Here is a 23307-nt window from a genome sequence, read left to right on the forward strand (position 1 = left end):
TCAGGCGGGGAAGCGGGCACCGATCAGCCGCTCGGACGCCTCCCAGATCTTGCAGGCCTCGTCCATGTCGCGCAGCGGGGGCCACGGCATCTGCTCGGCGGGAGCGCCGCCGACATCGGCTCGGTCGGGACCGTAGAACTGGCCGCCCCGCGCGTCGGGGCTGGTGGCGGCCAGTAGTGCGGGGAGGGCGGCGGTGGCGGGGGTGCCGAGGACGCGGAGGCGGGAGAGCACGCGGATCATCCGGACGGCGCCGGTGTCCTTCTGCCGTCCCATGCCGGGCTGGGCGGAGAGGAGGTTGGTGGGGGAGACGCCGGGGTGGGAGAGGTTGCTGGTGATGCCCCAGCCGGCCGCGGCGCTGCGGACGTCGAGTTCGCGGGAGAACAGGCCGACGGCGATCTTGGACTGTCGGTAGGCCTTCGCGACGTCGTAGTCGCGCTCCCAGTTGAGATCGTCCCAGTTGATCGCGCCGCTGCGGGCGGCGATGCTGGTCTGGTGGGTGACTCGGGCCCTGCCCTCGATGAGCAGGGGCAGCAGGCCCTGGGTCAGGGCGAAGTGGCCGAGGTGGTTGGTTCCGAACTGCAACTCGAACCCGTCCTGGGTGGTCAGGCGGCTCGGGGGTTGCATCACGCCGGCGTTGTTGATGAGCAGGTTGACCGGGCGGCCCTCGCCCACGAGCTGCTTGGTCAGGGCGGTCACGGAGTCGAGCGAGGCCAGGTCCAGGGCCCGGGTGGTGACTCTCGCTCCCGGGACGAGGTCACGGATGCGGTCGGCGGCCTGCTCGCCCTTGGCGGGGTTGCGGACCGGCATGATCACCTCCGCGCCCGCTTGGGCGAGGCGGGAGGCGATGATGAACCCGATCCCGTCGCTCGCCCCGGTGACGAGGGCGAGCTTCCCGGACAGGTCGGGGATGGTGATGTCGATGTTCCGAGCCATCAGTGGTCTCTTTCGTTCGGCGACGCGTCAGCCGCGGTCGGCGTGTGTCCATGCTGGGCAGTCGTCTGCCACGCATCCAGGACTCACCGGTCCACGGCTCGCCGATCCGCCCCTCCGCGCGGTCGGGGAGGGGCGGATCGACGAGCCGGCTGGGCGGGCGCGTGGGCGGTAGGAACACGCCAGTACCGAGGGGGCAAAGGCAAGGAACCCATGCTGATCGATCCGAGCGGCCTCGCGTAGTTCCTCCGGCGCCGCCGGGAGTCGCTGCAACCGAAGGACGTCGATCTTCCGCGTGGGCAGCGCCGCAGGACCGGCGGCTCGACCACCTGTCCATGCCGGCCGGGCACAACCCGCCCCAGCGTGGTGGAGCCGGTGAGGGGCCTGCTGCATATCCTCGGTCGCCTGCAGACATGCCCACGGAGATCATCACCGAACTCGGCGAGAGCCTGCGCCAGACCCCGCTGGGCGTCGCGCTCACCAGCTATGCCGGCCCGGACCGCCCGATGCCGGGACAGCGTCGGAGACCAACGACTTCCTCGGTGACGCCTGGCAGACGCTGATCGAACGCCTCGTGCACTGATGGCCCGCGGCGCCGGGCAGAGGCCTCACGCCCCTGATTGCCTGCTGCGTTGTTCCGTCCGCCGTGCCGCACCGACACTGCCGAACACATGCGGCAGGTCTCCCAAGAGGTCACACAGGTTCGCTCCCCGACAACTGACCTGGACCGGTGGCACACAGACGCGGCGGCAATGCCGACTCCGCCCCGCGCGGGAAGGACCGTCGACCGTGCCCTGACGCGGCGACGCGCGTCCTATGGGGGGATCGACAAGCCGTGGATACGCGAATGCACGCGCGATAGAAGTGAAACAGCACGGGGAAACGAGGCAGAACTCTCAGAAGGGGAGCGCCGTGATCGATCGCGCAGGGCTGGCGGGCTTTCTCCGCAACCGTCGTGAGGCGCTGCAGCCGGAGGACGTCGGCATGCCTCGGGGACGGCGCCGCAGAACTACCGGACTACGGCGGGAGGAGGTGGCGACGCTGTGCAACATGTCGGCCGACTACTACTCCCGTCTGGAGCGCGAGCGCGGTCCGCAACCGTCACCGCAGATGCTCGCCTCCATCGCCCAGGGACTCCATCTGTCCATCGACGAGCGTGACCATCTGTTCCGGCTGGCCGGGCACAACCCGCCGCCGCGTGACAGCTCCAGTGAGCACATCAGCCCGGGGCTGCTGCGTGTTCTGGACCGGCTGCACGACACGCCTGCGGAGATCGTCACCGAGCTCGGCGAGACCTTGCGGCAGACACCGATGGGCATCGCCCTCACCGGCGACACGACGCAGTACACGGGTCCTGCTCGCAGCAGTGGCTACCGGTGGTTCACCGACCCCAGTGCCCGGGACCTGTACGCTCCGGAGCAGCACGCGTTCATGACCCGGATGTACGCCGCAGGCCTGCGCGCGATCGTCACCCTCCGGGGTCCCGACTCCCGAGCCGCGTACCTGGCGGATCTGCTCCTGGACTCCAGCGAGGAGTTCCGGCGGGTGTGGGACGACCATGAGATCGGGATCCGTCCGCGCGAGGTCAAGCACTTCGTTCACCCCGAGGTCGGCGCCCTGGAGCTGAACTGCCAGCGCCTGATCGATCCGGACCAGGCCCATTCCCTGATGGTCTACACGGCCGTCCCGGGCACGGAGAGCTACGAGAAGCTGCAGGTCCTGTCCGTGATCGGCACACAGACGCTGCACTGAACCGGCGAACCGAGGACCGACTCCGCCGGGATGCCGTCCTGACGACGCTTGAGGTCGGCATCGACCTTCGTAGGAGTCGGTCGTCATGCGCTGTCCTCCGTGGTTACCGGCCCGGGGTGGACAGGCCGGACCATTTCTCCTCCTCCAGTTCGACCTCAGCCTGGGATCGGCAGAGCCTGGATGATCCCGCTCCCGGCGGCCAGCCTTGGAGCAGCGCTCGCCCCGGAGACCACACGGACGGTCGCGGCGCCGGCCTTCCCCTGCCCGAACTTGCCATCAGCCAGGAGGCATTGATGAACGAACAGAACGAGGTGGGAGGCGCCGGTCCGGGTGTGTCCCGGCGCGGCTTCGTAGGGGGGAGCCTGGCCGCCGTCACCGTGGTGCCGCTGCTGACCGGACAGGCCGAGACGGCAGAAGCCGCCCCGGCAGCCACCGTCGACGGCGTGACGCCGGTGACGGTACGGACCGCCGTCAACGGCGATCCGGTCACCCTGCGGGTGGACCCGCGGGCCACGCTGCTGGACACACTCCGCGAGCGGCTCGACCTCAAGGGCACCAAGAAGGGCTGCGACCGGGGACAGTGCGGCGCCTGCACCGTGCACATCGACGGCCGGCGCGTGCTGTCGTGCCTCACGCTGGCCGTCACGACGAGCGGCCACCAGGTCACCACGATCGAGGGGCTGGCCGACGGCGACCGGCTGCATCCCATGCAGCAGGCCTTCGTCGACCACGACGGTCTGCAGTGCGGCTTCTGCACCCCGGGGCAGATCATGTCCGCGGTCGCCATGGTCGACGACGAAGGCCCCGCCCGCTCCGACGACGAGATACGTGAGCGCATGTCGGGCAACATCTGCCGGTGCAGCGCCTACCCCCGTATCGTCGACGCCATCCGGGACGCGCAGCGGGTGATGCGCTGATGCGGCCCTACACCTACGCCCAGCCGCGGACGGTCCGTGAGGCTGTGCGGGACGCCAAGCCCGGCACCGCGTTCCTGGCCGGCGGCACCACCCTGGTGGACCTCATGAAGCTCGAGGTGATGTCACCCGGCCGTGTCGTGGACATCAACCGGCTGCCACTGGACGGCATCACCCTGGACCACGAGGGTCTGCACATCGGCGCGCTGGAACGGATGAGCGACGTGGCCGCCGCGCCTGCCGTGCGCCGGCACTACCCGATGGTCGCGCAGGCGCTGGAGCTGAGTGCCTCGGCCCAGCTGCGCAATATGGCGAGCATCGGCGGCAACCTGCTGCAGCGCACGCGGTGCAGCTACTTCCGCGACGTCACAACCCCGTGCAACAAGCGTGAGCCGGGCACCGGCTGCTCAGCCCTGGAAGGGATCAACCGCGGCCACGCCGTGCTGGGCACCAGCGACGCGTGCATCGCCACCCATCCCAGCGACCTCGCCGTCCCGCTGGTGGCGTTGAGCACGACCGTCCACCTGGCCTCGGCGCGCGGCACGCGCACCGTACCCCTGGAGACGTTCTACACCCTGCCCGGTGACACCCCCGATGTCGAGAACGTGCTGCGGCCGAACGAGCTCGTCACTGGGATCACCGTGCCGCGCTCGCCCTGGGCGGCGCACTCGCTGTACCTGAAGATCCGCGACCGGCAGTCGTACGAGTTCGCGCTCACCTCGGCCGCCGTCGCGCTCCAACTGCGCGGGCGCACCATCGTGAACGCCCGGATCGCCGCGGGCGGAGTGGGAACCAGGCCGTGGAGGCTGACGGCCGTCGAACGCGCCCTGACAGGCCGGCCCGCGACCTCCGCGACGTTCGAGGCGGCTGTCGCCGGTGCCGCGGACGGTGCCCGCCCACGGGAGCACAACCGTTTCAAGCCCGCGCTGCTGCGCCGCACCCTGGTACGGGCGCTGACCGAACTGCAGGAGAACCGGTGAGCGGCAGGCGCGGCGGCCCCGCCCGGCCTGACTCCGTCGGGGCAAACGGTCCCGGATCTGGCGGCGCATATGCTTGAGATCGCGCCTGACCTGGTCGAACGTGTCCGCCGTGGGGTCCCGTTCGTGGCTGCCACCGTCACGAGCGTTGCCGGCAGCGCTCCGCGGCAGCCCGGCTCGTCCCTGGTGGTGGACGCGGACGGCGCTGTGCTGGGCAATGTGTCGGGCGGGTGCGTCGACGCCGCGGTCCACGACGCGTGCCGGGAGATGCTGGCCGGGGACCACCACCCCAGGTCCCTGCGGTTCGGGTACAGCGACGCCGACGCGTTCGACGTAGGTCTGACCTGCGGCGGCACCATCGAGCTTTTCCTGCGCCACCACGACCCGACCACCGAGCCATGGCTCGAACCGGCTCTGGCCGATGCCGCGGGCGGCCGGGCGGTGGCCGTGGCCACGATCGTCCGCGGCCCGGAGACCCACCTCGGGCGTGCGATCGTCGTGCGGCCCGGGAGATCCGTCGCGGGCACGCTCGGGGACGAACTGCTCGACCAGGTCGCCGAGGCACGGACCACCGGTGCCCTGCACGCCGGGCTGACCGGCACGCTCGGGCTCGGGGTGGCCGACAGCTACTGCCGGGAGCCGATGACCTTGCTGGTGGAGAGCAACTCCCCACCGCCCCGGATGCTGGTCTTCGGCGCCATCGACCACGCAGCCGCCCTGGCCCGGCTCGGCTCCTTCCTCGGCTACCGGGTGACCGTCTGCGACGCCAGGGCCACGTTCGCCACCCCGGAACGGTTCCCGGACGCGGAGGTCGTCGTCGAGTGGCCGCACCGCTACCTCGGGTCCCAGGCCGAGGCCGGCCTGCTGGACCAGCGCACCGTCGTGTGCGTGCTCACCCACGACCCCAAGTTCGACCTGCCTCTCCTGACCGCCGCGCTACGCATGCCGATTGCGTACGTGGGTGCCATGGGGTCCCGCCGCACCCACGAGGAACGCCTGACCCGGCTCCGTGACGCCGGTCTCACCAGTGGCGAGCTCGATCGCCTGCACTCGCCCATCGGCCTCGACCTCGGAGCACGCACCCCGCAGGAGACAGCACTGTCGATCGCGGCGGAGATCGTCGCCCACCGGCACGGCGGCTCCGGAGCACCCCTGAGCACCGGGGTCCCCATCCACCACAGTGCTCCGTCGACCGGCGCACTCGCATTCAGCAGCTGAAGGATTCACGATGTCCCGTTCCCCAGTCGGACGCGAGACCGAGCGCGTCGACGGCAGGCTGAAAGCCACCGGCGCGGCCGAGTACTCCGGCGACTACCGCGCCCCCGACCTCGCACACGCCCATCTCGTCACCAGCACCATCGCGCGAGGCACCCTCACCGGCATCGACACGGCGGCCGCGCTGGCCTCACCGGGTGTCCTGCGCGTGTACGCCGCGCCAGACCCCCGCCTGGGCCTGTACCCCATCACCGGCCCGCTCGCCGGCTTCGTCGAGAACTACGTCCCGCTGCGCGACGCGGAGGTCCACTTCCACGGCCAGGCCATCGCGATGGTCGTCGCCGAGACCCCCGAGCAGGCACGCGACGCCGCCGCGAGGGTCACCGCGACCTACGACACCCGGCCACCGCGCACCTCGCTCGCGGACGAGCCCCACGTTCCGGCCGGCCCCACCATCAGCGGGTCACCGAGCAGCCTCAACATCCTGGCACCCGGCGTCGCCTCCATCGACGCCGCGCTCGCCGCCAGCGACGTCGTCGTGGAGGCCGAGTTCCACCAGCAGATGCAACACCACGCGGCGATGGAGCCCCACGCCGTCCTCGCCGTCTGGAAGGGTGACCAGGTCACCCTCTATGCCGGCGCGCAGGTTCCCTCGGCGTACGCCCTCGGGACGGCCCAGCGGATCGGCGTCCCGCCCCAGAACGTCCGGCTGATCACGAAGTACGTGGGCGGCGCCTTCGGCGCCCGCGTCATCCTGTGGAGCGACACCCCGCTCGCCGCCGCCGCGGCCCGGGAGATCGGCCGCCCGGTCCGGCTCGTCCTCACCCGCGAGCAGATGTTCACCCTCACCGGCCACCGGCCCCAGCTCACACAGACCGTCCGGCTGGGCGCCTCCCGCGACGGCGTCCTCAACGCCATCAGCCACCGAAGCGTCTCCGAGCGCCCGACCACCGTCACCTTCCCCATGACACCGGCGCACGCCACCACGGACGCGCTCTACCGCACGTCGAACCTGCACGTCGACGCACAGCTGGCCACCCTCGACATTCCCGGGAGCCGGGCGATGCGCGGCCCCAACGAGGCACCCGGGTCCTTCGCCCTGGAGACGGCGATGGACGAGCTGGCCGTGGCCACCGGCGTCGACCCGGTGGAGCTGCGGCTGCGCAACTACGCCACCAAGAGCCCTTCCACAGGCTTGCCGTGGTCGAGCAAGCACCTCGAGGAGTGCTACCGCCTCGGCGCGCGGCGATTCGGCTGGTCGGCCCGCAGCGCCAAGCCCCGCTCCCGCGTCGAGGGGCAGTGGCTGTACGGCACCGGCATGGCCACCGCCATCTACCCGGCGCACCGCCGGGCCGCGAGCGTGCGCATCCGGTTGCTCGACGACGACACCGCCGTGGTCTCGACCGGGATCTCGGACTTCGGCACCGGCGCCGCGACCATGGTGGGGATCTCCGGCGCGGACGCCCTCGAGATCCCGCTGACGCGAGTGACGCCCGAGATCGGCGACACCCTGCTGCCACAGGGCGCGCCCGCCGCCGGATCCAGCGCCACGCACGCCACCGTGCCGTTGATCGTGAACGCCGCCCGCGACGCGATCAAAGAGCTCAAGCGGCTCGCCGTCACCGACGACAGGTCGCCGTGGCATGGAGCGAACGCCGACGACCTGCGCTACGAGCGCGGCGTCCTGCACGGTCAAGGGCGGTCGATGACCTTCGGCAGCCTGCTGGCCGCCGTCGACTCACCAGACATCACGGCCCTCGCCGAGTCAGCCGGCGAACCCGACCCGCGATATGTCCACCACAGCTTCGGCGCCCACTTCTGCGAGGTGCGGGTCAACCGGTTCACCGGCGAAACCCGCGTCACCCGGTTCACCACGGTCGCGGACGTCGGCCGCGTCATCAACTCCCGGGCCGCCCGCAGCCAGCTCGTCGGCGGCGTCATCTTCGGTATCGGGCACGCCCTGCTGGAGGAGAACCCGCTGGAGCTCGACACCGGGCGCCTCGCGTCCAGCACACTCGCCGACTACCTCGTGCCCGTGAACGCCGACGTCCCCGACATCGACGTGCACCTGCTCGGCCGGCCCGACCCCATCCTCACCGGGCCGCTCGGCGACGGCAGTGAGGAGGCCGGGACCAGGAGCCTCGGCGCCCGAGGCCTCGGGGAGATCGGCACGGTGGGCTCGGCCGCCGCGATCGGCAACGCCGTCTACAACGCCACCGGAATCCGGGTGCGCGACGTGCCGATCACCCTCGACAAGCTGATCGAGCACCTGTGATCTGGACGGCTTTGACGATTCGGGGTGTTCGGGTCGGATCTGGGGCGACCCGGCACCGAAGTACATCGGTGTGGGAAAGCCGGCTTCACCACCGCTGCCCGGGCCCGATGACCGTGAGTCCGACCTGCTCGGCGAGCCAGTGCGCGTACGGCTCTCGTATCTCGCGGCCGTCGACGCAGTCGCTGCGGACGTGGAGGAGGACGGTGTGATCGTCGGCGTGCTCGTCGAGTTCACGGGTGGGAGTGTTGACGAGGAGCGTCACCTCGGCGTGCTGGGACTCGCCGTTGAAGCCCACCTGGGGTGCGTCCGGCCAGCGCAACGTCTCCCAGTTGATCCAGCCTCTGTTCGGACCGATGGCCGCTGTGAAAGCGTCTTCAATGCTGCCGACCGGCAGGTAGTCCAGTTCGACCTGCACCGGCAGCCGCCCGTCGTACGCAGCCGGGTCGACCGGCAGCCCCGGCCCTTTGCTGCCGAGGACGAGCGCGGGCTGATCCTCCCACGGCACCCCGTCCTCCTCTCGTCCCCGGAACCACCCCTCGGGCAGTTCCTTCGCCACTCGCTGCACCTCGGCGACGGAGTGGAGCTGTGCGTACACGCAGACGTCGGAGTCTTCCCGCTGGCCGAACTCCATGAGGCGACGTGCGGTGCTCAGGGCGAGTGCGAGGTCGGGCGTACGGAAGACCGGATAGGCGATGTCGTCGGACATGCGACGACTGTGCCATGGCTGTTCACCGCAGGTCATCGTGAATACGACACGATCGTGAGAGCACGTCCGGGAACGAGGCGAACGCTCCCGCAAGGTCCGACTGGCGCGGCCCGACCGGCACACGTAGGGGCAACTTGCGTGAGGCGCTGTCCGGCCCGTAGTCGGTCAGGTCATCGCGCCAAGAACGTCCGTCCCCCGAGCGGATGCGCGAACAGGGTGTCCGGCGTTGCCTCGGTCCGGTCCCTGGCACAGGCACCGGGCTCCATCCGTAAGCGTGGCGCCGGGCGCACTGGGTCCCCAGCCCGTCTCCGAGACCGCATTGTGATGCGCGGGTGCACAACCCCGTGCGGATGCCGGCCGTCTGTAGGGCGCTGGAGGGATATGCCTTCGGCCGCATTGTGGTACGGAAGTCAGGGGATCAGGTGGGGAAGCGGTTCTGGAGAGTCGTCATGGCCGGTGGCGCGGCGGCGGTGTTCACGGCCGTGGCCGCGGCGCCGGCCGGGGCGGCCGAGGGTGGTGTCTCGTTCACCCGTGTCCAGGTGAACGACGGCAAGCCGATCGTGATCGGTGTGTCGAACGAGGTCGCGGTGCCCGCCTCCTTCCGGATGGCGACGACTCGGGCGTGGGAGTACCCAGCGGTGTACCTGTACCGCAGCGGTGGGGACGAACTGTGGCACGCCATCGAGACGAGCGACTGCATCAAGGTGAGCTCGGGCGTCTGCGACTTCAACGAGACGATGTACTTCGACCCGAGTGAGTGGGACATGCGCAACAGTGAGGCCGGGGCCTGGAAGGTCGCGGCCCGGGTGTTCTTCAAGGGCGACGGCGGTGACACCGACGACGAAGGGCTGACGGTCCACGTCAAGCGCAACTCCCGCCTGACCGTCAACGCCTCGCCCGAACCGGTGGCCAAGGACAAGACCATCACCGTGACCGGAAAGGTCACACGGGCCAACTGGGAGACCAGGAAGTACGCCTCCTACGGAGGCCGCCTGGTGAGCCTGCAGTTCAAGCCCTCCGGCGCCGCCTCCTACACCACGGTGAAGAAGGTGTACGCCAGCAGCTCGGGTGGTCTCAGCACCACCGTGAAGGCATCCAAGACGGGTACGTGGCGCTGGGCGTACTTCGGTAACACCACCACCGGACCGTCGACGTCGCCAGGGGACAACGTCGTCGTGAACTGATGTCCGCGTGCACATCCACCGGATGACGGTCACAGCCGTGACCAGTCCCTGGACCTCGCCGTCTCCCTCGCCAGAAGGCAGGCGGCGAGGTCGCCGACCCGGGTACTCGCGCAGACAGCTGGCATCGGTGTCCATATCGGACGAGGCGCCGCCATGACCAGAGGCGGGCCCCGCCTCGCGGGCTTTCGCCGCTGGTCGGCCGACGGCACCGCGGACCGGCTGCCGGCCCACGCCCAACAGCACTACGACGCCGTCGGTGCCGCCACTAGACCGTGCACGCGCCGACTCCACGACCGTGGGGGCTCACCAACACGCGGCGGGGGCCCGAAAAGAGGGCGCTGGCCGGGCGAGGCGATCGGCCGGTCCCGCGGCGTGCCGGCTGACCACGAAGACCGACGTTGCCTGCGACGGACAGGGCCGACCGTTCGCTTTCACGATCACCGCCGGCAACGTCAACGACTGCACCCAGTTTGAGCAGCTCGTTCCCCACCTCGCCCCCATGGCATACCGATCACAGGAGAGGGCGTGCCTCGGCGCGCAGTTTTTTGCTCGCCGTCGGCGACGACCACCACGTCGCTTCAGGACTGGTCCGTCTCGGCCACGACCGCTACCCCGCCGGCGCCGCCCGGCACGTTGATCAGATACTCGCCGCAGCCGCGGACCTCGATGCCGTCGACGCCGGACTCGCCCCCCACGCAACACGCTCGGCCGGGCGACCCCGGCCGAGCGTCTGCATGACCTGCTCGCGGCCTGATCAGCCCGACCACGTGGTGCTACGACCCTCACAAGTCCCCGGCGCTGGAGGGCCCTTCCATCTTCTGCCGTCAGACCGTCGTGGCCGTGCGCGCCTTGATGGTGAGGGCCGCCAAGGCCATCATCAGTGCGCCGAAGACGGCGGCGCAGGCGTACATCGTGAAGCCGATGTCGGCGTTGCCGGCCGCGATCAGCGCCCCGCCGATCCACGGGCCGAAGATGGCGCCGAAGCGGCCCATGCCGGCGACCCAGCCGAGGGCGGTCGGGCGGTCCTCGTCGTTGTGGTGGGTGCCGACCGTCGCGTAGACCATGGTCTGACCGGAGAAGAGCAGCAGTCCGGCGAAGAAGACCACCGCGTACAGGACGCCCACCGACATCTTGACGCCCATGAGGTAGACGAAGAGAGCGGTCAGGGCGAACCAGGCGATGACGACCTTGCGCGGGCCGATGCGGTCGGCGGTGCGGCCGGCGACGAGCATGCCGCAGATGCCGCCGACGTTCAGGAACGTGGAGAAGAGGAGCGAGTCGCCGGTGTCGTAGCCGAGATCGACCATGATCTTCGGCAGCCACTGGCCGACTCCGTAGACCAGGAACAGACCCGCGAAGGAGGTCAGCCAGAAGCACAGGGTGGTGGACCACTGGCGGTTGCGGAAGAGGTTCTTCAGCCCGTCCAGCTTGTCCCCGCGGCTCGCCTTCGGCTCGGCAAGTTCGGTGCCGTAGGCGGCAGCGAGTCGTTCGGCGTCGGCGCGGCGGCCGCGGGTGAGCAGGTTGGTGGGGGACTCGGGCAGCAGCCTGAAGGCGACCGGGAGCAGGATCAGGGCGGGGACCGAGGAGGCGATGAAGGCCGTTCGCCAGCCGTGGTCGTCGACCAGCCAGAGGGCTATCAGCGGGGCCAGGGCGCCGCCGGTCTGGTGGGCGGTCATGATGACGCCGGTGGCGAGGGCGCGGCGGCCGCGCGAGGTGAACTCCATGCCGTACGAGATCGCGATCGGCAGCAGCGCGCCCAGGCCGAAGCCGCACACGAAGCGGAAGAGGCCGAACTGGCCCGAGGACTGGGACCAGCCGGTGCCCAGCGTGGCGAGGGTGAAGACCATGACGCTGACGAGGACGGTGACGCGGCGGCCGATCCAGTTCGAGGCCGTGCCGGCCACGATCGTGCCGAGCAGCATGCCGAAGTTGGTGTAACTGCCGATCGTGCCCGCGACATCGGGGGTGAGGCCGAGGCTGTGGCCGCCGAGCATCTTCGGGAGCACGGAGCCGTAGATGAACGTGTCGATGCCGTCGAGGAGGACGAGTGCCCAGCACAGGGCGATGACGGCGGAGCGGCTACGGCGGGTCGCGGTACCGGTCGCCTGGGCGAGCGGGGAGGTGGCGGAGGAGGACATCGTTGTTTCCTCTCGTGCGGGACGTCAGGACGAGGCCCTGGTCCCTGTCTGCAAGGTCAGTGGGGCCGATGCGGCTCGCGCGGCCGGTGGGGAGGACGGGACGGAGCGCGCCCCCGAGCCGGACTCCGCGCGGGGAGCCACGAGCTCGCTGTGGCGTAGACGATAAGAAGCCACGACAAGGACGTCAACGCTTTTGTTGACAATCTAGGCAACGATTCGACCCCAGGGGCGGCGTGGGTGGCCGCCCGGGCCTGTAGCGAGAGATCACATCAGGGCCGCACGGGCGGCGTGCCGTGCGTGTGGAAGGACTCGATGGTCTTCAGGCCCCATGCTTGGCCCTTCTTGCGCTCCTCCTCGGTCCAGGTGATGAGCGGCCAGTCGGGGGCGAGGACGAGGCGGGTGAGCGGGTTGCACAGTTCGATGCGGTTGCCGCCGGGTTCGTAGACGTAGAGGAAGAACGTCTGCTGAATGGCGTGCTTGTGCGGGCCGGTCTCGATGAAGACGCCGGTGTCGATGGCGAGGTCGGCGGCGCGCAGGATGTCCTCGCGGGTGTCGGTCGCGAAGGCGATGTGGTGCAGGCGGCCCGTACTGCCGGTCCAGTCGGACGTGTAGACGACGTCGTACGACTTGTCGGTGTACGTCAGCCAGCGTGCCGCGATCTTTCCGGAGTCGAGCCGGATCTGCTCGGTGGGGCGGGCGCCGAGGATCTGCTCCTGCCATTGGGCGTTGGCGAGGACGTCGGCGGCGAGGAAGTTGACGTGGTCCAGGCGGCGGACGCCGACGCCGCGGTTGGGTTTCGTCTGTGGCTGGTTCTTGAGCGAGGGCCTGAGGGCCTGGGGGGCCTGGTAGTGCTCGCTCTCCCAGTACAGGGCGTGCTCGTGGCCGTCCGGGTCGGTGGTGAGGTAGAGCCGGCCGAGACCGGGCTCGTCCTCGGCCCACCTTCCCGTGCCGCCCGCCGCCTCGATGGCCCGGATGCGACGCCCAAGCGCCTCCTCGCTGGAGGTGCGCAGGGCGAGCCGGCCGAGGCCGGGCTGGTCGCGGGCGGTGAGGACCAGGCTGTGGTGCTCGTAGTCGTCGAAGGTGCGCAGGTAGACGCTGTCGCCGTCCTGCCCGTTGACGGTCAGGCCCAGGAAGTCCGTGAAGAAGGCGACGGAGGCGTCCAGGTTCGGGGTGAACAGCTGGGCGTGGCCGATGTGGGCGATGTCGCCGAGAGGCGGGGTCATCAGTGACCTCCTGTGCGTGGTACGGGGAAGACGATGCCGTCGAAGATCTTGCGGGCGGTGCGGACGACGGCGGTGCGACGTGCTCTCAAGCCGCCCTCGGGGGTGCGATCGATGCTGCTCTCGATGTCTGTGAATCCGCTGGGATGCTCGATGCGGAGCCGGTCACCCTCGTCGGGGAGGGCCGCGATGCCGTGTGCGACGCTTCCCTCGATCCGCAGCCCGGCCGCCACGCTCGCGGCGCCCAGGACGCCGATGGAGGTGTGGACGCGGTCCGGGATGAAGGTGCGGGTGGTGACGGCGCCGCCATGGCGGGGCGCAGAGACCAGGGTGAGCTTGGGAACGGTGGTGCCGTCGACGTCGCCGAGTCCCATCAGATGCCCGGCTGCCAGCCGTATGTCGTGGAGCCGGGCGGTCAGTTCCCGGTTGCTCTCCAGGTCCTTCGGGTCCTCCTGACCGGTGATCTTGAGGGCCTCGGCCGGGATCAGGACGGTCGGCATGCCGTTGTCGACGCACGTGACCTCGATGCCGCCGACCGTGTCGCGCACGTTCCCCGTGGGCAGCAACTCGTCTCGGCCCGGCGGGAACTCGATGACGACGGCGGCGGCTCTCCCGGGGACCCCGGAGATCTCCGTGTCGCCGCTGTAGTCGACGCGGCCGCCCGGGGTCGGGAATGTCGCCGTGGCGAAGTCACCGGAGTTCACCATCCGGACGCGCACGGACGTCTCGTCGGTCCCCGCTGGTACGAGTCCGCGCTCGACGGCGAACGGGCCGACCCCGGCGAGCAGGTTGCCGCAGTTCTGGCGGTCCGATACCTCTGCTCTGTCCACGGCGACCTGGAGGAAGAGGTAGTCGACGTCGGCCTCCGAGTCGGCCGAGGGGGACACCACGGCGACCTTGCTGGTGAGCGGGTGGGCGCCACCGAGGCCGTCGATCTGGCGCGGGTCGGGGCTGCCCATGACCCGCAGCAGCAGCTCGTCGCGGACGCTCTCTTCGGTGGGCAGGTCGTCGGCCAGGAAGTAGGCGCCCTTGGAGGTGCCGCCGCGCATCAGCATGCAGCGGACCTCCGCGGGGCTGGTCACGACGCGGTCTCCTCGTAGGATCTCCGCGGGGCCGGTCACGACTCGGTCTCCTCGTACGAGCGGTAGGTGACCCCGAGCCGTGTGAGGGTCTCTCTCAACCCGTAGCGATCCAGGCCCAGTTGCCCCTCCCCGAAGGCGGCGCGGGCCCCGGCCTCCTTCTGCTCGCGGGCCTCGGACGCCTCGGCGGTCTCGTGGGCGCGCTCGCGGGGGACGACCACCACACCGTCGTCGTCGGCGACGACCACGTCACCGGGGCGGATCACCTGGCCGCCGATCACGATCGGTACGTTCACGCTGCCGCCGGTCGCCTTGACCGTGCCCTGCGGGCTGACGGCGGCGGACCAGGCGGGGAAGCCCATCGCGCGCAGTTCGGCGGTGTCGCGGATACCGGTGTTCAGGACGACGCCACGCACGCCGCGATGCGCGAGGGCCGTAGCGAACAGCTCGCCGAACAGACCGTCCTCGCAAGGCGAGGTGGTGGTGACGACGAGCAAGTCGCCCTCGCCGCACTGCTCGACCGCGGCGTGGATCATGAGGTTGTCGCCAGGCCAGCACAGCACCGTGACAGCGGTGCCCGCGACGTGGACGCCTTGCTGGATCGGGCGCAGATGCGTGCCGAGGAAGCCGGTGCGGCCCATGGCCTCGCCGACGGTGGCCGTTCCGTAGCCGGCGAGCGCCTCGACGGCCTCTGCCTCGGCCTTGGGCGGGTTGGTGACAATGACGCCGGGCATCAGGCGAGTTCCTTCGCGATCTGCGGGTAGGGCCGCATGTAGGCCTCGGCCATGGTCTTGTGGGCCAGCCCCAGGTTGGGGCCGGCGTTGCGCTTGAGCTGCACCCCTCGGCGTACGGCGAGGTCGGTGTAGTAGTCCCACAGGTGCTGTTGGGCGCCGAGGCACTCCATGGCCTTGCGCTTGATGTCCCAGACCTCGGTGATGTCGAGGAGGACCTCGGGCTTGAAGCCGCTCATCTCGGGTTGGTGCGGTTCGAAGTAGAAGACGGGCGGGGCGCCGATGATCTCGCCCTCGCCGGGGTAGCCGATGGCCTGGGCGAGGACGCGGGCCTCCAAAGCCATGCGGTTGGCGGCCGGGTGGTCGCCGTTGTACGGGTCTTCGACCGGGTGCGTGAGCACGACGTCCGGTTGCGTCTGCCGGTAGACGGCGACGAGCTGGTCGGTCAGCTCGGCCGTGGCGACGAGCGGGTAGTCACCGGCGTCGAAGAAGCGGACCTCGGCGCCGAGCGTCGCGGCGGCGCGCTCGGCCTCCTCGCGGCGGATCGCCTTGATCTCGTCGAGCTTCTTCCCCTCCCGCCACGCCTTGGCCGACTCGCCGCGCTCACCGAAGGTCAGGCACGCGATGGTGACCTTCTCACCGCGGGAGGCGGCCAGTGCGATGGCTCCACCCGCCCGCCACACGAAGTCTCCGGCGTGCGCGCTGACGACGAGGGTCGATCGGGGCGGAGCGGCGGCGGGTGCGTCGTTGCCGTGGGTCATGCTGTATCTCCTCGGTGACAGGTGCCGCGCCCGTCCCAGGAGCGCGTTTCAGTCGGCGCGCAGGGCGTCGATCACGCTGCTGAGGTGGGCGCGAACGGCCGTCTCGGCCGCTTGCGGATCCCTGGCCCTGATCGCTTCGATCAGAGCCAGGTGCTCACTCAAGGACTGCTGGGGCCGTCCCGGCCGCAGCGCCAGCTGGAAGCGGTGGCGCACCAGCTGGGCGTTGAGCCGCTCCAGGAGACCGACGGCCGTGTGCTGGCCGGAGATGTCCCGGATCAGGGCGTGGAGGTCGTGGTTGAGCTCGGAGTAGGTGACCGGATCGCCGTCGGCGACCGCCTTGGACATGGCTTTGCCCAGGCCGGCCAGCTCGTCGAGCTGCGCGTCGGTGGCCTCGGTCGCCGCCTTGGCCGCGCACAGCCCTTCGAGGGCCATCCGGCACTCCGTGATCTCTACGGCCTCCTCGACCGTCACCACCCGCACCCGCGAACCGCGGTTGCGGATCCGCTCCACCAGCCCCTCGGAGGTCAGATCGAGCAGAGCGGCGCGCATGCTGGCACGCGTGACGCCGTAGCTCTCGGCGAGCTCGTTCTCCACCAGCCGCTGTGCCGGTGCCATCTCGCCCTGCAGGATCGCCTTCCTGAGGCGCTCCAGTGCGTACTGCTTGGCCTGCTCTCCGGAGCCTGGACGGGCTTCCTTCGGCATCTGCCCTCCCTGAGTGAGTGCCTGTCGACGCTAAATCTAGGCGAACAGAATTGTCAACGATTCTGTTTTCACTTGGAGCGATGCGAGTCACGGCGGAACCCCCCGGACGCCGGGCGGCGGCCCCGCATCCGGCGCTGCGCCTGAAGCGGATTCACGGCCGACCACCAGCGCGGTTTCTTCGGCGCAGAGTGCCGGACTCGCGACTGCCTGGCGGCTGCCCGCCCACGAGGCCGGCTACGAGCAGGCCCCCCGCCCGGCAGCCAGGACTGGAACCTGGTCCGGTTGCCGCGCCGCAACGGCGCCTGCGACACGCCGGAGGCAGGACGCTGCGTCGACTCGACTCGGCAGTGGCCTTTCAGGTCCGCTCGGCGCCAACACTTGTCGACCATAGTGCTAGCCATATTGTTAACAATCTTGTAGCGTCGCGTCACGCCTCGACCCGAGGCATCCGCGAAGCACTCGGTGCTCGATGAAGGGGAGAGACCCATGCAGAGGTTGACCGCGCCCCGCGGACGAGACGCACTCGCCCACCGGGCGAGCGTGCGGGCGGCACGCGCCGTTACCCGCACACGCCTCCTGAGAGGTGTGGCTCTCGCGGGTTCCCTCGTCCTCACGTCCGCCGCCGTACCGGCCACCGTCGCGGCGGCCGCCCTCGCGCAGAGCCGAGGCCACGCCGCGGACCCCCAGGACGCGGCGCTCGCCTTCGACCCCTTCCGCTACACGACGATCGCCGTCACCGTCGACGGCCGTCCCGTGAACGTGCGCTGGTACAAGGAGATCTGCTACGTCGCGAACCCGGTGGCCGCGGCGGCGCAGCAGCCCGGCGGTCCTGGCGGGGGCAGCACCACCGTCCCCAACACCGCCTGCGGCTACCAGAGCATGAACGTGTTCGTCCCCGAGAGCGCTTTCGGCGACCAGCGGGCGCCCGTTTACTTCGCGGTGAACAACAGCGGCTGGATGGCGAGTCACCTACGGGCGAGCGTGACCGCCGGCGCCTCCTACAGCAGTGCGACGAGCAACGTCGGCGCCGCCTTGAAAGCGGGTTACGTCTTCGTCGACGTGGCCAGCCGCAGCCGCGGACTGGTCGCTGCCGACGGCTCGTTCCCCGGCAAGGCGCCCGCGGCCGTCGCCGACGCCAAGGCCGCCGTACGCTACCTGCGTCTGAACGACGCTGCGATGCCCGGCAGTGCGGAGCGGATCGTCGTCAACGGCACCAGCGGCGGCGGCGCGCTGGCGTCGATCCTGGGCGCTTCCGGCAACAGCGGTGAGTACACCCCGTATCTCGCCGCGGTCGGCGCCGCCGGCATCGACGCCAAGGGGCGCAGCACCTTGCGCGACGACGTCTTCGCGGTCAACGCCTACTGCCCGATCACCGACCTCGGCAACGCCGACATCGCCTACGAATGGCTCTACAACGTCCTCAACACCCGCGACACCACAGGGCAGAACCCCTCTGCCGAGGCAGCCGCAGACATGGCGGCCCGGTTCGCGGCCTATGAGAAGAGCCTCGGGCTGCGCAATCCCGACGGCTCCCGGCTCACCGCCGCGACCATGCTCGACACCATAGAGAAGGAGGTCGCCCGCTCCGCCGAGACCTACCTGAAGGCGGATCCCGCCCACACCATCCCGCCGCTGGGCGGCACCTTTCAGATCACGGCAGGGGGCACCACCAAGTCGTACGTCAACGACTGGATCGACGTCGACACCGCCACCCGCACAGTGCGCTCGATCGACATGGCGAGGTACCTCGCCTTCGTCGCCACCCAGGCCGCCCTGAAGACGACCCCCGCCTTCGACGCCGTGGGCGTCGACGGGAACACCACCAGCCGTACTGAGACCAACCTCTTCGGCCCGCCGACCGCGACGTACCTCAACTACACCGAGTACAGCTGGAACCACAACGACGTGTCCGGCGACGGCAGCGGCCTGGACGACACCGGGCTGACCTGGAAGCAGTACACCGCCCGGATCAGCACCCGCGTCGACGACCAGGTCCACCTCATCAACCCGATGGACTTCATCGGCACCGGTGCCGACACCGCGCCGAACTGGTACGTCCGCCACGGCACCCGCGACCGGGACACGGCCTTCACCGTCTCGGTCAACCTCGACCGCGCGCTTGCCGCGGACAGGGAGGTCGAGGACCTGGACTACCAACTCGCCTGGAACCAGCCACACGCCGGAAACTACGACGTGCCCGAGGCCATGGCCTGGATCGCCAAGGTCGTCCGCAAGGCCGGCGACCCGCTCGCGTAGGTGACAGGACAGCCACCGGCCGCCCGTCCCGGGGACAGGGCGGCCGGAACGAACGAGCACGCCGACTGCCTCGTCATCGACCCGCACGAGTGACTCAGCGCCCCGCTCGACTGCGCTGCTATGACGCGGAACCGATCCGCAACGCTGGATCCTCCGTCGTGCTGTTCCGGCACAGTGCCTGGCTCGGAGGGGGGCGCCGAAGCAGTCAGCTCGCGGAGACCATCGCCTCCTGATTTGACGAGCAGGATCATGGCGAGCGCGCCGATGGCGTGGTGCGCGCCGTGCTCCAGGTGGACGTAGTCGTCCAGGGTGCCCTGGCGGACCAGGCAGACCCTGAGCGACCGCACGTACATGGCGCCGATGCCCAGGCCGAGGGCCATCAGGACGGAGGCCGACCAGGTCGAGGTCCTCCTCCTCAGCCGCCACCTGCCCCACGAACACCTCGTCACCGGCCCCGCCGCAGCCCTGAAGACCGGTGCCCTCACCGCCGATGCCCTCGCTCTCGAAGCCCCCAAGTCAGCCGACGCCGAGATCGGCCGGGCTGACGGGGCAGCGGCAGCACCCCCGCGTCGCCGGAAAGAACCGCTCGACGCCTAAGCGTACAGCGCCGTTTTCGTTCGGGTCCTCCCCGCGACGCGTGGGTGCTCAGTGGAAGGCGCAGTATCGGTAAAAGGCGGAACGCCCCCGCGACGACAGGGAGGGCACGCCCCGATCAGGTCGCCCGATACGACTCCTACGGAACACTCCCGCTTCGGCGGGAAGGACTTTCGGACGCGCTCCGACTGCCCTCATCCTCCTGCCGACTTCGGCGTGTTCCGGCCAGCAGCGCCGCGTTCCAGCCCGTGTGCGAGTGGCAAAACCTGTTTTCTTGACTTCACCGCGGTCGGGCCACGTGTGAAGGTGGTGGCCATGCCGCAGCTTGGTCACCACCTCCGATCCTTGAGATTCGCGCTCGGGCTTGCCCCGACGCGTTTCGCTGCATGCCGGGAGACAGGTGACCCGGCTGTGGAGCACGCCCTGGCAGATGAGACGACGCACTGTGGCATCCCCCGGCGCCAAGTGACGGTCTATCGGCATCTGTTCGTAGCGAAGAGGTCGGGAACGTGCTCGGGCTGCAGGGTGAAGGCAGTCGACGCCGCATCGAGGCCCTGAATCAGGCATCAACTGATCAACCGATCAAGGAGATGCCCCAGGGGGTTGCTTCGGTCCCGCCCCGCATGATCAGCTCTCCCCTTCTGTCATGAACAGGCGGCTTCTGGGGAGAGGCCTCAGGGGAGGGAAGGGCGCCATGACGAGCGCTGCGGAGCAGATCACCCAGGCGTGCCCCGAGTGTGGGGCCGGGATCGAGGGGGACCGGCGGTTCACGCTGTGGTGCGCCTCCTGCGAGTGGAACATCGACCCGGCGGAGCCGGAGCCCGAGCGGGGCCGGGTCGACCGGGCGCGGCGCGCTCTGGCTCGCGGCTATGGCGAGAAGCTGCTGGGTGAGGTGGCGCAGGGCGATGCCCTGGCCGCTCGCCGGGACACCTCGGCGGTCCTCGCCTACGCGCTCGCCCTCGCCGTGCACGCCGTCACCGCGGTCCTGTAGCTGGCGGGCGTGTGGTGTCTCGTCCGTGGCTGGGGTGGCGTCGGCATGGTGGCGGGGGCGATCCTGCTGGTGATGGCGGTGGCGCTGCGGCCCCGGTTCGCGCGGCTGCCGGACGACCGGCCGGTGCTGCGTCGCGCCGATGCGCCGGAGCTGTTCGCACTCGTCGACGATGTGGCCCGCTCGGTCGGCACCCGCACGGTGGACGCGGTCGTCGTCGGCGACGAGGTCAACGCCAGTGTCAGCATCTACGGCCTGCGGGGCCGCAGACGGCTGACGATTGGGCTGCCACTGTGGGAGATCCTCACCCCGCAAGAGCGTGTAGCCCTGCTGGGTCACGAACTCGGCCACTACGGCAACGGCGACACCCGGCACGGACTGGTCGTCGGAACCGCCCTGCAGTCGCTGGGCCAGTGGCACTACTCCTTCGCCCCGATCCCCAACCCCGCGGGCATGCAGATCCTCGTCAACCTCCTGTACGTGCTGCCCCGCCTGTTCGTGCGCGGGGTGCTGATGCTGCTCGACCAGCTCACCCTGCGCGCCGCCCAGCGGGCCGAGTACCTGGCCGACCGGGAGGCAGCCCGGGCCGGTTCCACCGAGGCCGCCGCAGGACTGATGGACCGGCTGCTGATCGCGGACTCGGCCGTCACGGCGCTGCAACGCGAGGCCAATCAGGCGTCCCTGCGCGGGCACGGCGCCGCCCTGCGGGCCGAGCGCCCGGAGCATCTGTGGGACCGGCTCGCCGCCCACATGGAGTCCGTGCCCGGCCACGAATACGAGCGGCTGCGGCGCGTCGGTGCCCGGCGCGGCCACAGCGTCGACTCCACCCACCCGCCCACCCACCTGCGCCGCACCTGCCTGCTCACCGGCCCACCCCTGCCCGCTGCCGTGCCGACCGACGCCGCCCGCGAGCGCCGCGTCGCCGCCGAACTGGCAGCGGCCCGCACCGCAGTGGCGCGCCGCATCATGCGAGACGGGTACCAGGGTTAGGCCGTGCCTGCAAGGTACCGTCTGCCGTCCGACGTCCGGCACGCCCCCCAGCTCCTCGAGCAGGGGGCCCGGGCCCCCACTCACCGCATCAGACGCCGCTCGGCCCGCCTTCCGGGCGGACGACGCGACTAGGCGGACACGACCTGCTATGGCAACGATGCTTGCCGTGATTGATGGCTACGCCTTGTCTGATAAATGATCACCTGTGGGCTCAGAATGCCGGATGCTTGTTGATGGGGGTGGTCACCGTGAGTGGGGCATCACGCCGCCCCCCTTGGCGGGCCGTGACGGCGAGGAGGGTCAGCGGTGTTGGAGACCTACCTGTCCTGGTACCGCGAGGGCCGGATGGACGAATCCGAGTTCCGCTCCGTCACCCACCACTTGGCCCAGTCCGGGCTGACGGTCGAGCACCCGAAGCTGGGCTGCGGGATGCTTCTGGACGTCGCGGGGGAGCAGGTGAGGCTGCCTGTCGGGCGCATCCTGGAGCTTGTTGGCCTGTCGGTCGGGCCGCTCTGCCTGCAGTTGTGGTTGTCAGCGGACACGGACGTGGTCTGCCATGTCCGGTACGTGGCGCCGGACACCCAGGTCCTCACCTTCGTGCTCGGCGGGCTGACGGACAACGAGCGTGAGCAGGCCACCGATGCGGTTCAGCGGCTGATCCAGCGGGAGCTGAACAGGACTGTCGCGCTGCTCGTCGATCTGGGCGGCGAAACAGCGGACGAGGACGATGACGCGCTGGTCCTGTATGGCCGATTGCCGATTCTCGGGTCATGGACCAGGCGCTGGCCGACATGGGATACAAGGGCAGTTAGTGGCAACTGACGACACGGACAACCTGGTGGTCACGGGGCAGGGCAACCGTCTCGTGACCACCGGCTGCCTGACCATACTGATCGCACTGATCACCGTTCTCGGCCTTCCAGTCTCCTGGCTGTGGTACCGGCACTGGCACGACGAGAAAGTCAACAGTGAGCGCAGGGACAAAACGTTCGCATCAACCCTGAAGCAGGCCCGTGACGCAGCGAACGACACGACCCGCGCCCTCAACGCGAGCAACGCCAGGGGCACCGACGTCCTCATGAATGTGATCTGGCGGCACACCAAGGCCCCCGTGATCACCTACGATCCTACGCGCCGCGCATTCACCGCCACGGCCGCGAAATCAGCCTTCTATAACGAAGAGGGCCTGCTCCCCGGTGGCGGGCCCGTGCGGGTGATGCGGTGTTTCGTCTTCACCTACGCCCACCGCCCCAGCCAAATGTGGTCGTCGCGGCTGTCCGAGCGAGAGAACGAAGTGTGTCGGCCGGGCACGGGGTCGGCGGCCTGGCAGGCTTGGCGCGGACGCGCATCTCCGGCATGTATGCCAAGGACCTGACGAAAGCCGGAGTGCGAAAGGCCCTGGACCCCACGGGACGGCTGCGGCCCTACGACGTCAAGAGCGTAGTGCGCAAGGCGGACACAGTAGCCGTATCAATCCTCCTCTCCAGCTCGGACACCGTGGTCGATCAGTGCTACCGCTTCACTCGGCCCATCGTCGGCGTCAACGGTCAAACGCCCGTCGCAGCGGCTCCGGTGTCTTCGTGCTGACTCCGCGGCTCGCAACGACGACGCGGGACCTGGCCCGGGCAAAGCCGCCGAGCGCGGTCCTGCAACTCTGGACCAGCCAGGCCACCGCAGGCGCAGAGGAGTAGGGCGAACAGTCGAAGGGGCGAGGCTGCTGGGTAGAACACCGCCGTCATCCCCCGGCCGCCCCGGGGCACGACGGTCAAGCCGCTGTCCCGCGGTGGAGGGCAGTCAGCCGTGGAAGTTGATGTTGCCGTTGCGGTCGGGGTCGTTGTTGTGGTGGGTGTAGGTGTGGACGTCTGCGCGGCTGCCTGAGGGCTTGTGCAGGTAGA

Annotated in this window: 20 protein-coding genes and 2 pseudogenes; 13 read left to right on the plus strand and 9 right to left on the minus strand. The window is 70.0% G+C overall.

Going from position 1 to position 23307, the window contains the following annotated elements; all coding sequences use genetic code 11:
* A complete protein-coding gene (locus CHR28_RS34115) occupies nucleotides 1–933 on the minus strand; it encodes an SDR family oxidoreductase (protein ID WP_094057591.1) in 933 nt (310 codons plus the stop codon).
* A gap of 909 nt (nucleotides 934–1842) precedes the next feature.
* Here CHR28_RS34115 and CHR28_RS34125 point away from each other — a divergent pair.
* From CHR28_RS34125 to CHR28_RS34145, 5 genes are all read left to right on the plus strand, one after another.
* Nucleotides 1843–2682 carry a helix-turn-helix transcriptional regulator gene (locus CHR28_RS34125; protein ID WP_094057592.1) on the plus strand — a complete coding sequence of 280 codons (840 nt, stop codon included), beginning with the start codon at nucleotides 1843–1845 and terminating at the stop codon, nucleotides 2680–2682.
* A 293-nt stretch (nucleotides 2683–2975) separates the two neighbouring features.
* Nucleotides 2976–3599 carry a (2Fe-2S)-binding protein gene (locus tag CHR28_RS34130; protein ID WP_094057593.1) on the plus strand — a complete coding sequence of 208 codons (624 nt, stop codon included), beginning with the start codon at nucleotides 2976–2978 and terminating at the stop codon, nucleotides 3597–3599.
* A complete protein-coding gene (locus tag CHR28_RS34135) occupies nucleotides 3599–4576 on the plus strand; it encodes an FAD binding domain-containing protein (protein WP_094057594.1) in 978 nt (325 codons plus the stop codon). Before CHR28_RS34130 ends, CHR28_RS34135 begins: the two co-directional genes overlap by 1 nt.
* A gap of 69 nt (nucleotides 4577–4645) precedes the next feature.
* Nucleotides 4646–5791 (plus strand): XdhC family protein, encoded by a 1146-nt coding sequence (locus CHR28_RS34140; RefSeq protein ID WP_094057595.1) that lies wholly within the window; start codon nucleotides 4646–4648, stop codon nucleotides 5789–5791.
* Between the two features lie 10 nt (nucleotides 5792–5801).
* Complete coding sequence (locus CHR28_RS34145; RefSeq protein WP_094057596.1) at nucleotides 5802–8063, plus strand: xanthine dehydrogenase family protein molybdopterin-binding subunit; 2262 nt, start codon at nucleotides 5802–5804, stop codon at nucleotides 8061–8063.
* An 85-nt stretch (nucleotides 8064–8148) separates the two neighbouring features.
* On the opposite strand, the gene CHR28_RS34150 is transcribed toward CHR28_RS34145, so the two are convergent.
* Nucleotides 8149–8769: a hypothetical protein gene (locus CHR28_RS34150; protein WP_094057597.1), complete on the minus strand. Its 621-nt coding sequence runs from the start codon at nucleotides 8767–8769 to the stop codon at nucleotides 8149–8151.
* A gap of 422 nt (nucleotides 8770–9191) precedes the next feature.
* On the opposite strand from CHR28_RS34150, the gene CHR28_RS34155 reads away from it, so the two are divergent.
* Together CHR28_RS34155 and CHR28_RS39060 are read left to right on the plus strand one after the other, a co-directional pair.
* Complete coding sequence (locus CHR28_RS34155) at nucleotides 9192–9953, plus strand: hypothetical protein (RefSeq protein WP_094057598.1); 762 nt, start codon at nucleotides 9192–9194, stop codon at nucleotides 9951–9953.
* A gap of 295 nt (nucleotides 9954–10248) precedes the next feature.
* Nucleotides 10249–10392 (plus strand): annotated as a pseudogene (locus tag CHR28_RS39060) (IS5/IS1182 family transposase); the annotation flags it as partial.
* A gap of 385 nt (nucleotides 10393–10777) precedes the next feature.
* On the opposite strand, the gene CHR28_RS34160 reads toward CHR28_RS39060, so the two are convergent.
* The 6 genes from CHR28_RS34160 to CHR28_RS34185 form a co-directional block, all read right to left on the minus strand.
* A complete protein-coding gene (locus tag CHR28_RS34160; protein WP_094057599.1) occupies nucleotides 10778–12091 on the minus strand; it encodes an MFS transporter in 1314 nt (437 codons plus the stop codon).
* 269 nt (nucleotides 12092–12360) lie between these two features.
* Complete coding sequence (locus tag CHR28_RS34165; RefSeq protein WP_094057600.1) at nucleotides 12361–13314, minus strand: VOC family protein; 954 nt, start codon at nucleotides 13312–13314, stop codon at nucleotides 12361–12363.
* A complete protein-coding gene (locus tag CHR28_RS34170; RefSeq protein WP_094057601.1) occupies nucleotides 13314–14393 on the minus strand; it encodes a 4-oxalomesaconate tautomerase in 1080 nt (359 codons plus the stop codon). Before CHR28_RS34170 ends, CHR28_RS34165 begins: the two co-directional genes overlap by 1 nt.
* A 35-nt stretch (nucleotides 14394–14428) precedes the next feature.
* Entirely contained in the window at nucleotides 14429–15124 is a 696-nt protein-coding gene (locus CHR28_RS34175; protein ID WP_094057602.1) for a 4-carboxy-4-hydroxy-2-oxoadipate aldolase/oxaloacetate decarboxylase, read from the minus strand.
* Nucleotides 15124–15882: a PIG-L deacetylase family protein gene (locus tag CHR28_RS34180; protein ID WP_094057603.1), complete on the minus strand. Its 759-nt coding sequence runs from the start codon at nucleotides 15880–15882 to the stop codon at nucleotides 15124–15126. Before CHR28_RS34180 ends, CHR28_RS34175 begins: the two co-directional genes overlap by 1 nt.
* A gap of 48 nt (nucleotides 15883–15930) precedes the next feature.
* On the minus strand, nucleotides 15931–16584 hold the full coding sequence (locus tag CHR28_RS34185; RefSeq protein WP_094057604.1) for a GntR family transcriptional regulator: 654 nt from the start codon (nucleotides 16582–16584) through the stop codon (nucleotides 15931–15933).
* Between the two features lie 585 nt (nucleotides 16585–17169).
* Here CHR28_RS34185 and CHR28_RS34190 point away from each other — a divergent pair.
* Nucleotides 17170–18840, plus strand: coding sequence for a subtype B tannase (locus CHR28_RS34190; RefSeq protein WP_094057605.1), 1671 nt, complete (start codon nucleotides 17170–17172; stop codon nucleotides 18838–18840).
* A gap of 236 nt (nucleotides 18841–19076) precedes the next feature.
* Here CHR28_RS34190 and CHR28_RS34195 read toward each other — a convergent pair.
* Nucleotides 19077–19226: pseudogene (locus tag CHR28_RS34195) on the minus strand (DUF475 domain-containing protein); the annotation flags it as partial.
* Here CHR28_RS34195 and CHR28_RS37380 point away from each other — a divergent pair.
* The 5 genes from CHR28_RS37380 to CHR28_RS34210 all read left to right on the plus strand — a co-directional run bounded on the left by CHR28_RS37380 (nucleotide 19201) and on the right by CHR28_RS34210 (nucleotide 22787).
* Nucleotides 19201–19437 carry a hypothetical protein gene (locus CHR28_RS37380; RefSeq protein WP_179272653.1) on the plus strand — a complete coding sequence of 79 codons (237 nt, stop codon included), beginning with the start codon at nucleotides 19201–19203 and terminating at the stop codon, nucleotides 19435–19437. The pseudogene CHR28_RS34195 and the gene CHR28_RS37380 sit on opposite strands and share 26 nt — an antisense overlap.
* Nucleotides 19438–20128: 691 nt before the next feature.
* Nucleotides 20129–20425, plus strand: a complete 297-nt coding sequence (locus CHR28_RS38870) for a hypothetical protein (RefSeq protein ID WP_306437591.1) — start codon at nucleotides 20129–20131, stop codon at nucleotides 20423–20425.
* 45 nt (nucleotides 20426–20470) lie between these two features.
* Nucleotides 20471–21412 carry a M48 family metallopeptidase gene (locus tag CHR28_RS34200; protein WP_306437592.1) on the plus strand — a complete coding sequence of 314 codons (942 nt, stop codon included), beginning with the start codon at nucleotides 20471–20473 and terminating at the stop codon, nucleotides 21410–21412.
* Between the two features lie 306 nt (nucleotides 21413–21718).
* Nucleotides 21719–22234, plus strand: a complete 516-nt coding sequence (locus CHR28_RS34205; RefSeq protein ID WP_094057606.1) for a hypothetical protein — start codon at nucleotides 21719–21721, stop codon at nucleotides 22232–22234.
* Nucleotides 22224–22787, plus strand: coding sequence for a hypothetical protein (locus CHR28_RS34210; RefSeq protein ID WP_143655946.1), 564 nt, complete (start codon nucleotides 22224–22226; stop codon nucleotides 22785–22787). Before CHR28_RS34205 ends, CHR28_RS34210 begins: the two co-directional genes overlap by 11 nt.
* Nucleotides 22788–23307: the final 520 nt, after the last annotated feature.

The organism is Streptomyces sp. XY006, from assembly GCF_002237655.1.
In the GTDB taxonomy this organism is placed as follows: Bacteria; Actinomycetota; Actinomycetes; order Streptomycetales; family Streptomycetaceae; genus Streptomyces; species Streptomyces levis.

Bases quoted from the DNA above. Each gene is read 5' to 3' on its own strand.
- CHR28_RS34115 (WP_094057591.1), bottom strand. From the start codon at position 933: ATGGCTCGGAACATCGACATCACCATCCCCGACCTGTCCGGGAAGCTC.
- CHR28_RS34130 (WP_094057593.1), top strand. From the start codon at position 2,976: ATGAACGAACAGAACGAGGTGGGAGGCGCCGGTCCGGGTGTGTCCCGG.
- CHR28_RS34135 (WP_094057594.1), top strand. From the start codon at position 3,599: ATGCGGCCCTACACCTACGCCCAGCCGCGGACGGTCCGTGAGGCTGTG.
- CHR28_RS34140 (WP_094057595.1), top strand. From the start codon at position 4,646: ATGCTTGAGATCGCGCCTGACCTGGTCGAACGTGTCCGCCGTGGGGTC.
- CHR28_RS34145 (WP_094057596.1), top strand. From the start codon at position 5,802: ATGTCCCGTTCCCCAGTCGGACGCGAGACCGAGCGCGTCGACGGCAGG.
- CHR28_RS34150 (WP_094057597.1), bottom strand. From the start codon at position 8,769: ATGTCCGACGACATCGCCTATCCGGTCTTCCGTACGCCCGACCTCGCA.
- CHR28_RS34160 (WP_094057599.1), bottom strand. From the start codon at position 12,091: ATGTCCTCCTCCGCCACCTCCCCGCTCGCCCAGGCGACCGGTACCGCG.
- CHR28_RS34165 (WP_094057600.1), bottom strand. From the start codon at position 13,314: ATGACCCCGCCTCTCGGCGACATCGCCCACATCGGCCACGCCCAGCTG.
- CHR28_RS34175 (WP_094057602.1), bottom strand. From the start codon at position 15,124: ATGCCCGGCGTCATTGTCACCAACCCGCCCAAGGCCGAGGCAGAGGCC.
- CHR28_RS34180 (WP_094057603.1), bottom strand. From the start codon at position 15,882: ATGACCCACGGCAACGACGCACCCGCCGCCGCTCCGCCCCGATCGACC.
- CHR28_RS34185 (WP_094057604.1), bottom strand. From the start codon at position 16,584: ATGCCGAAGGAAGCCCGTCCAGGCTCCGGAGAGCAGGCCAAGCAGTAC.
- CHR28_RS37380 (WP_179272653.1), top strand. From the start codon at position 19,201: ATGCCCAGGCCGAGGGCCATCAGGACGGAGGCCGACCAGGTCGAGGTC.
- CHR28_RS38870 (WP_306437591.1), top strand. From the start codon at position 20,129: ATGACGAGCGCTGCGGAGCAGATCACCCAGGCGTGCCCCGAGTGTGGG.
- CHR28_RS34200 (WP_306437592.1), top strand. From the start codon at position 20,471: ATGGTGGCGGGGGCGATCCTGCTGGTGATGGCGGTGGCGCTGCGGCCC.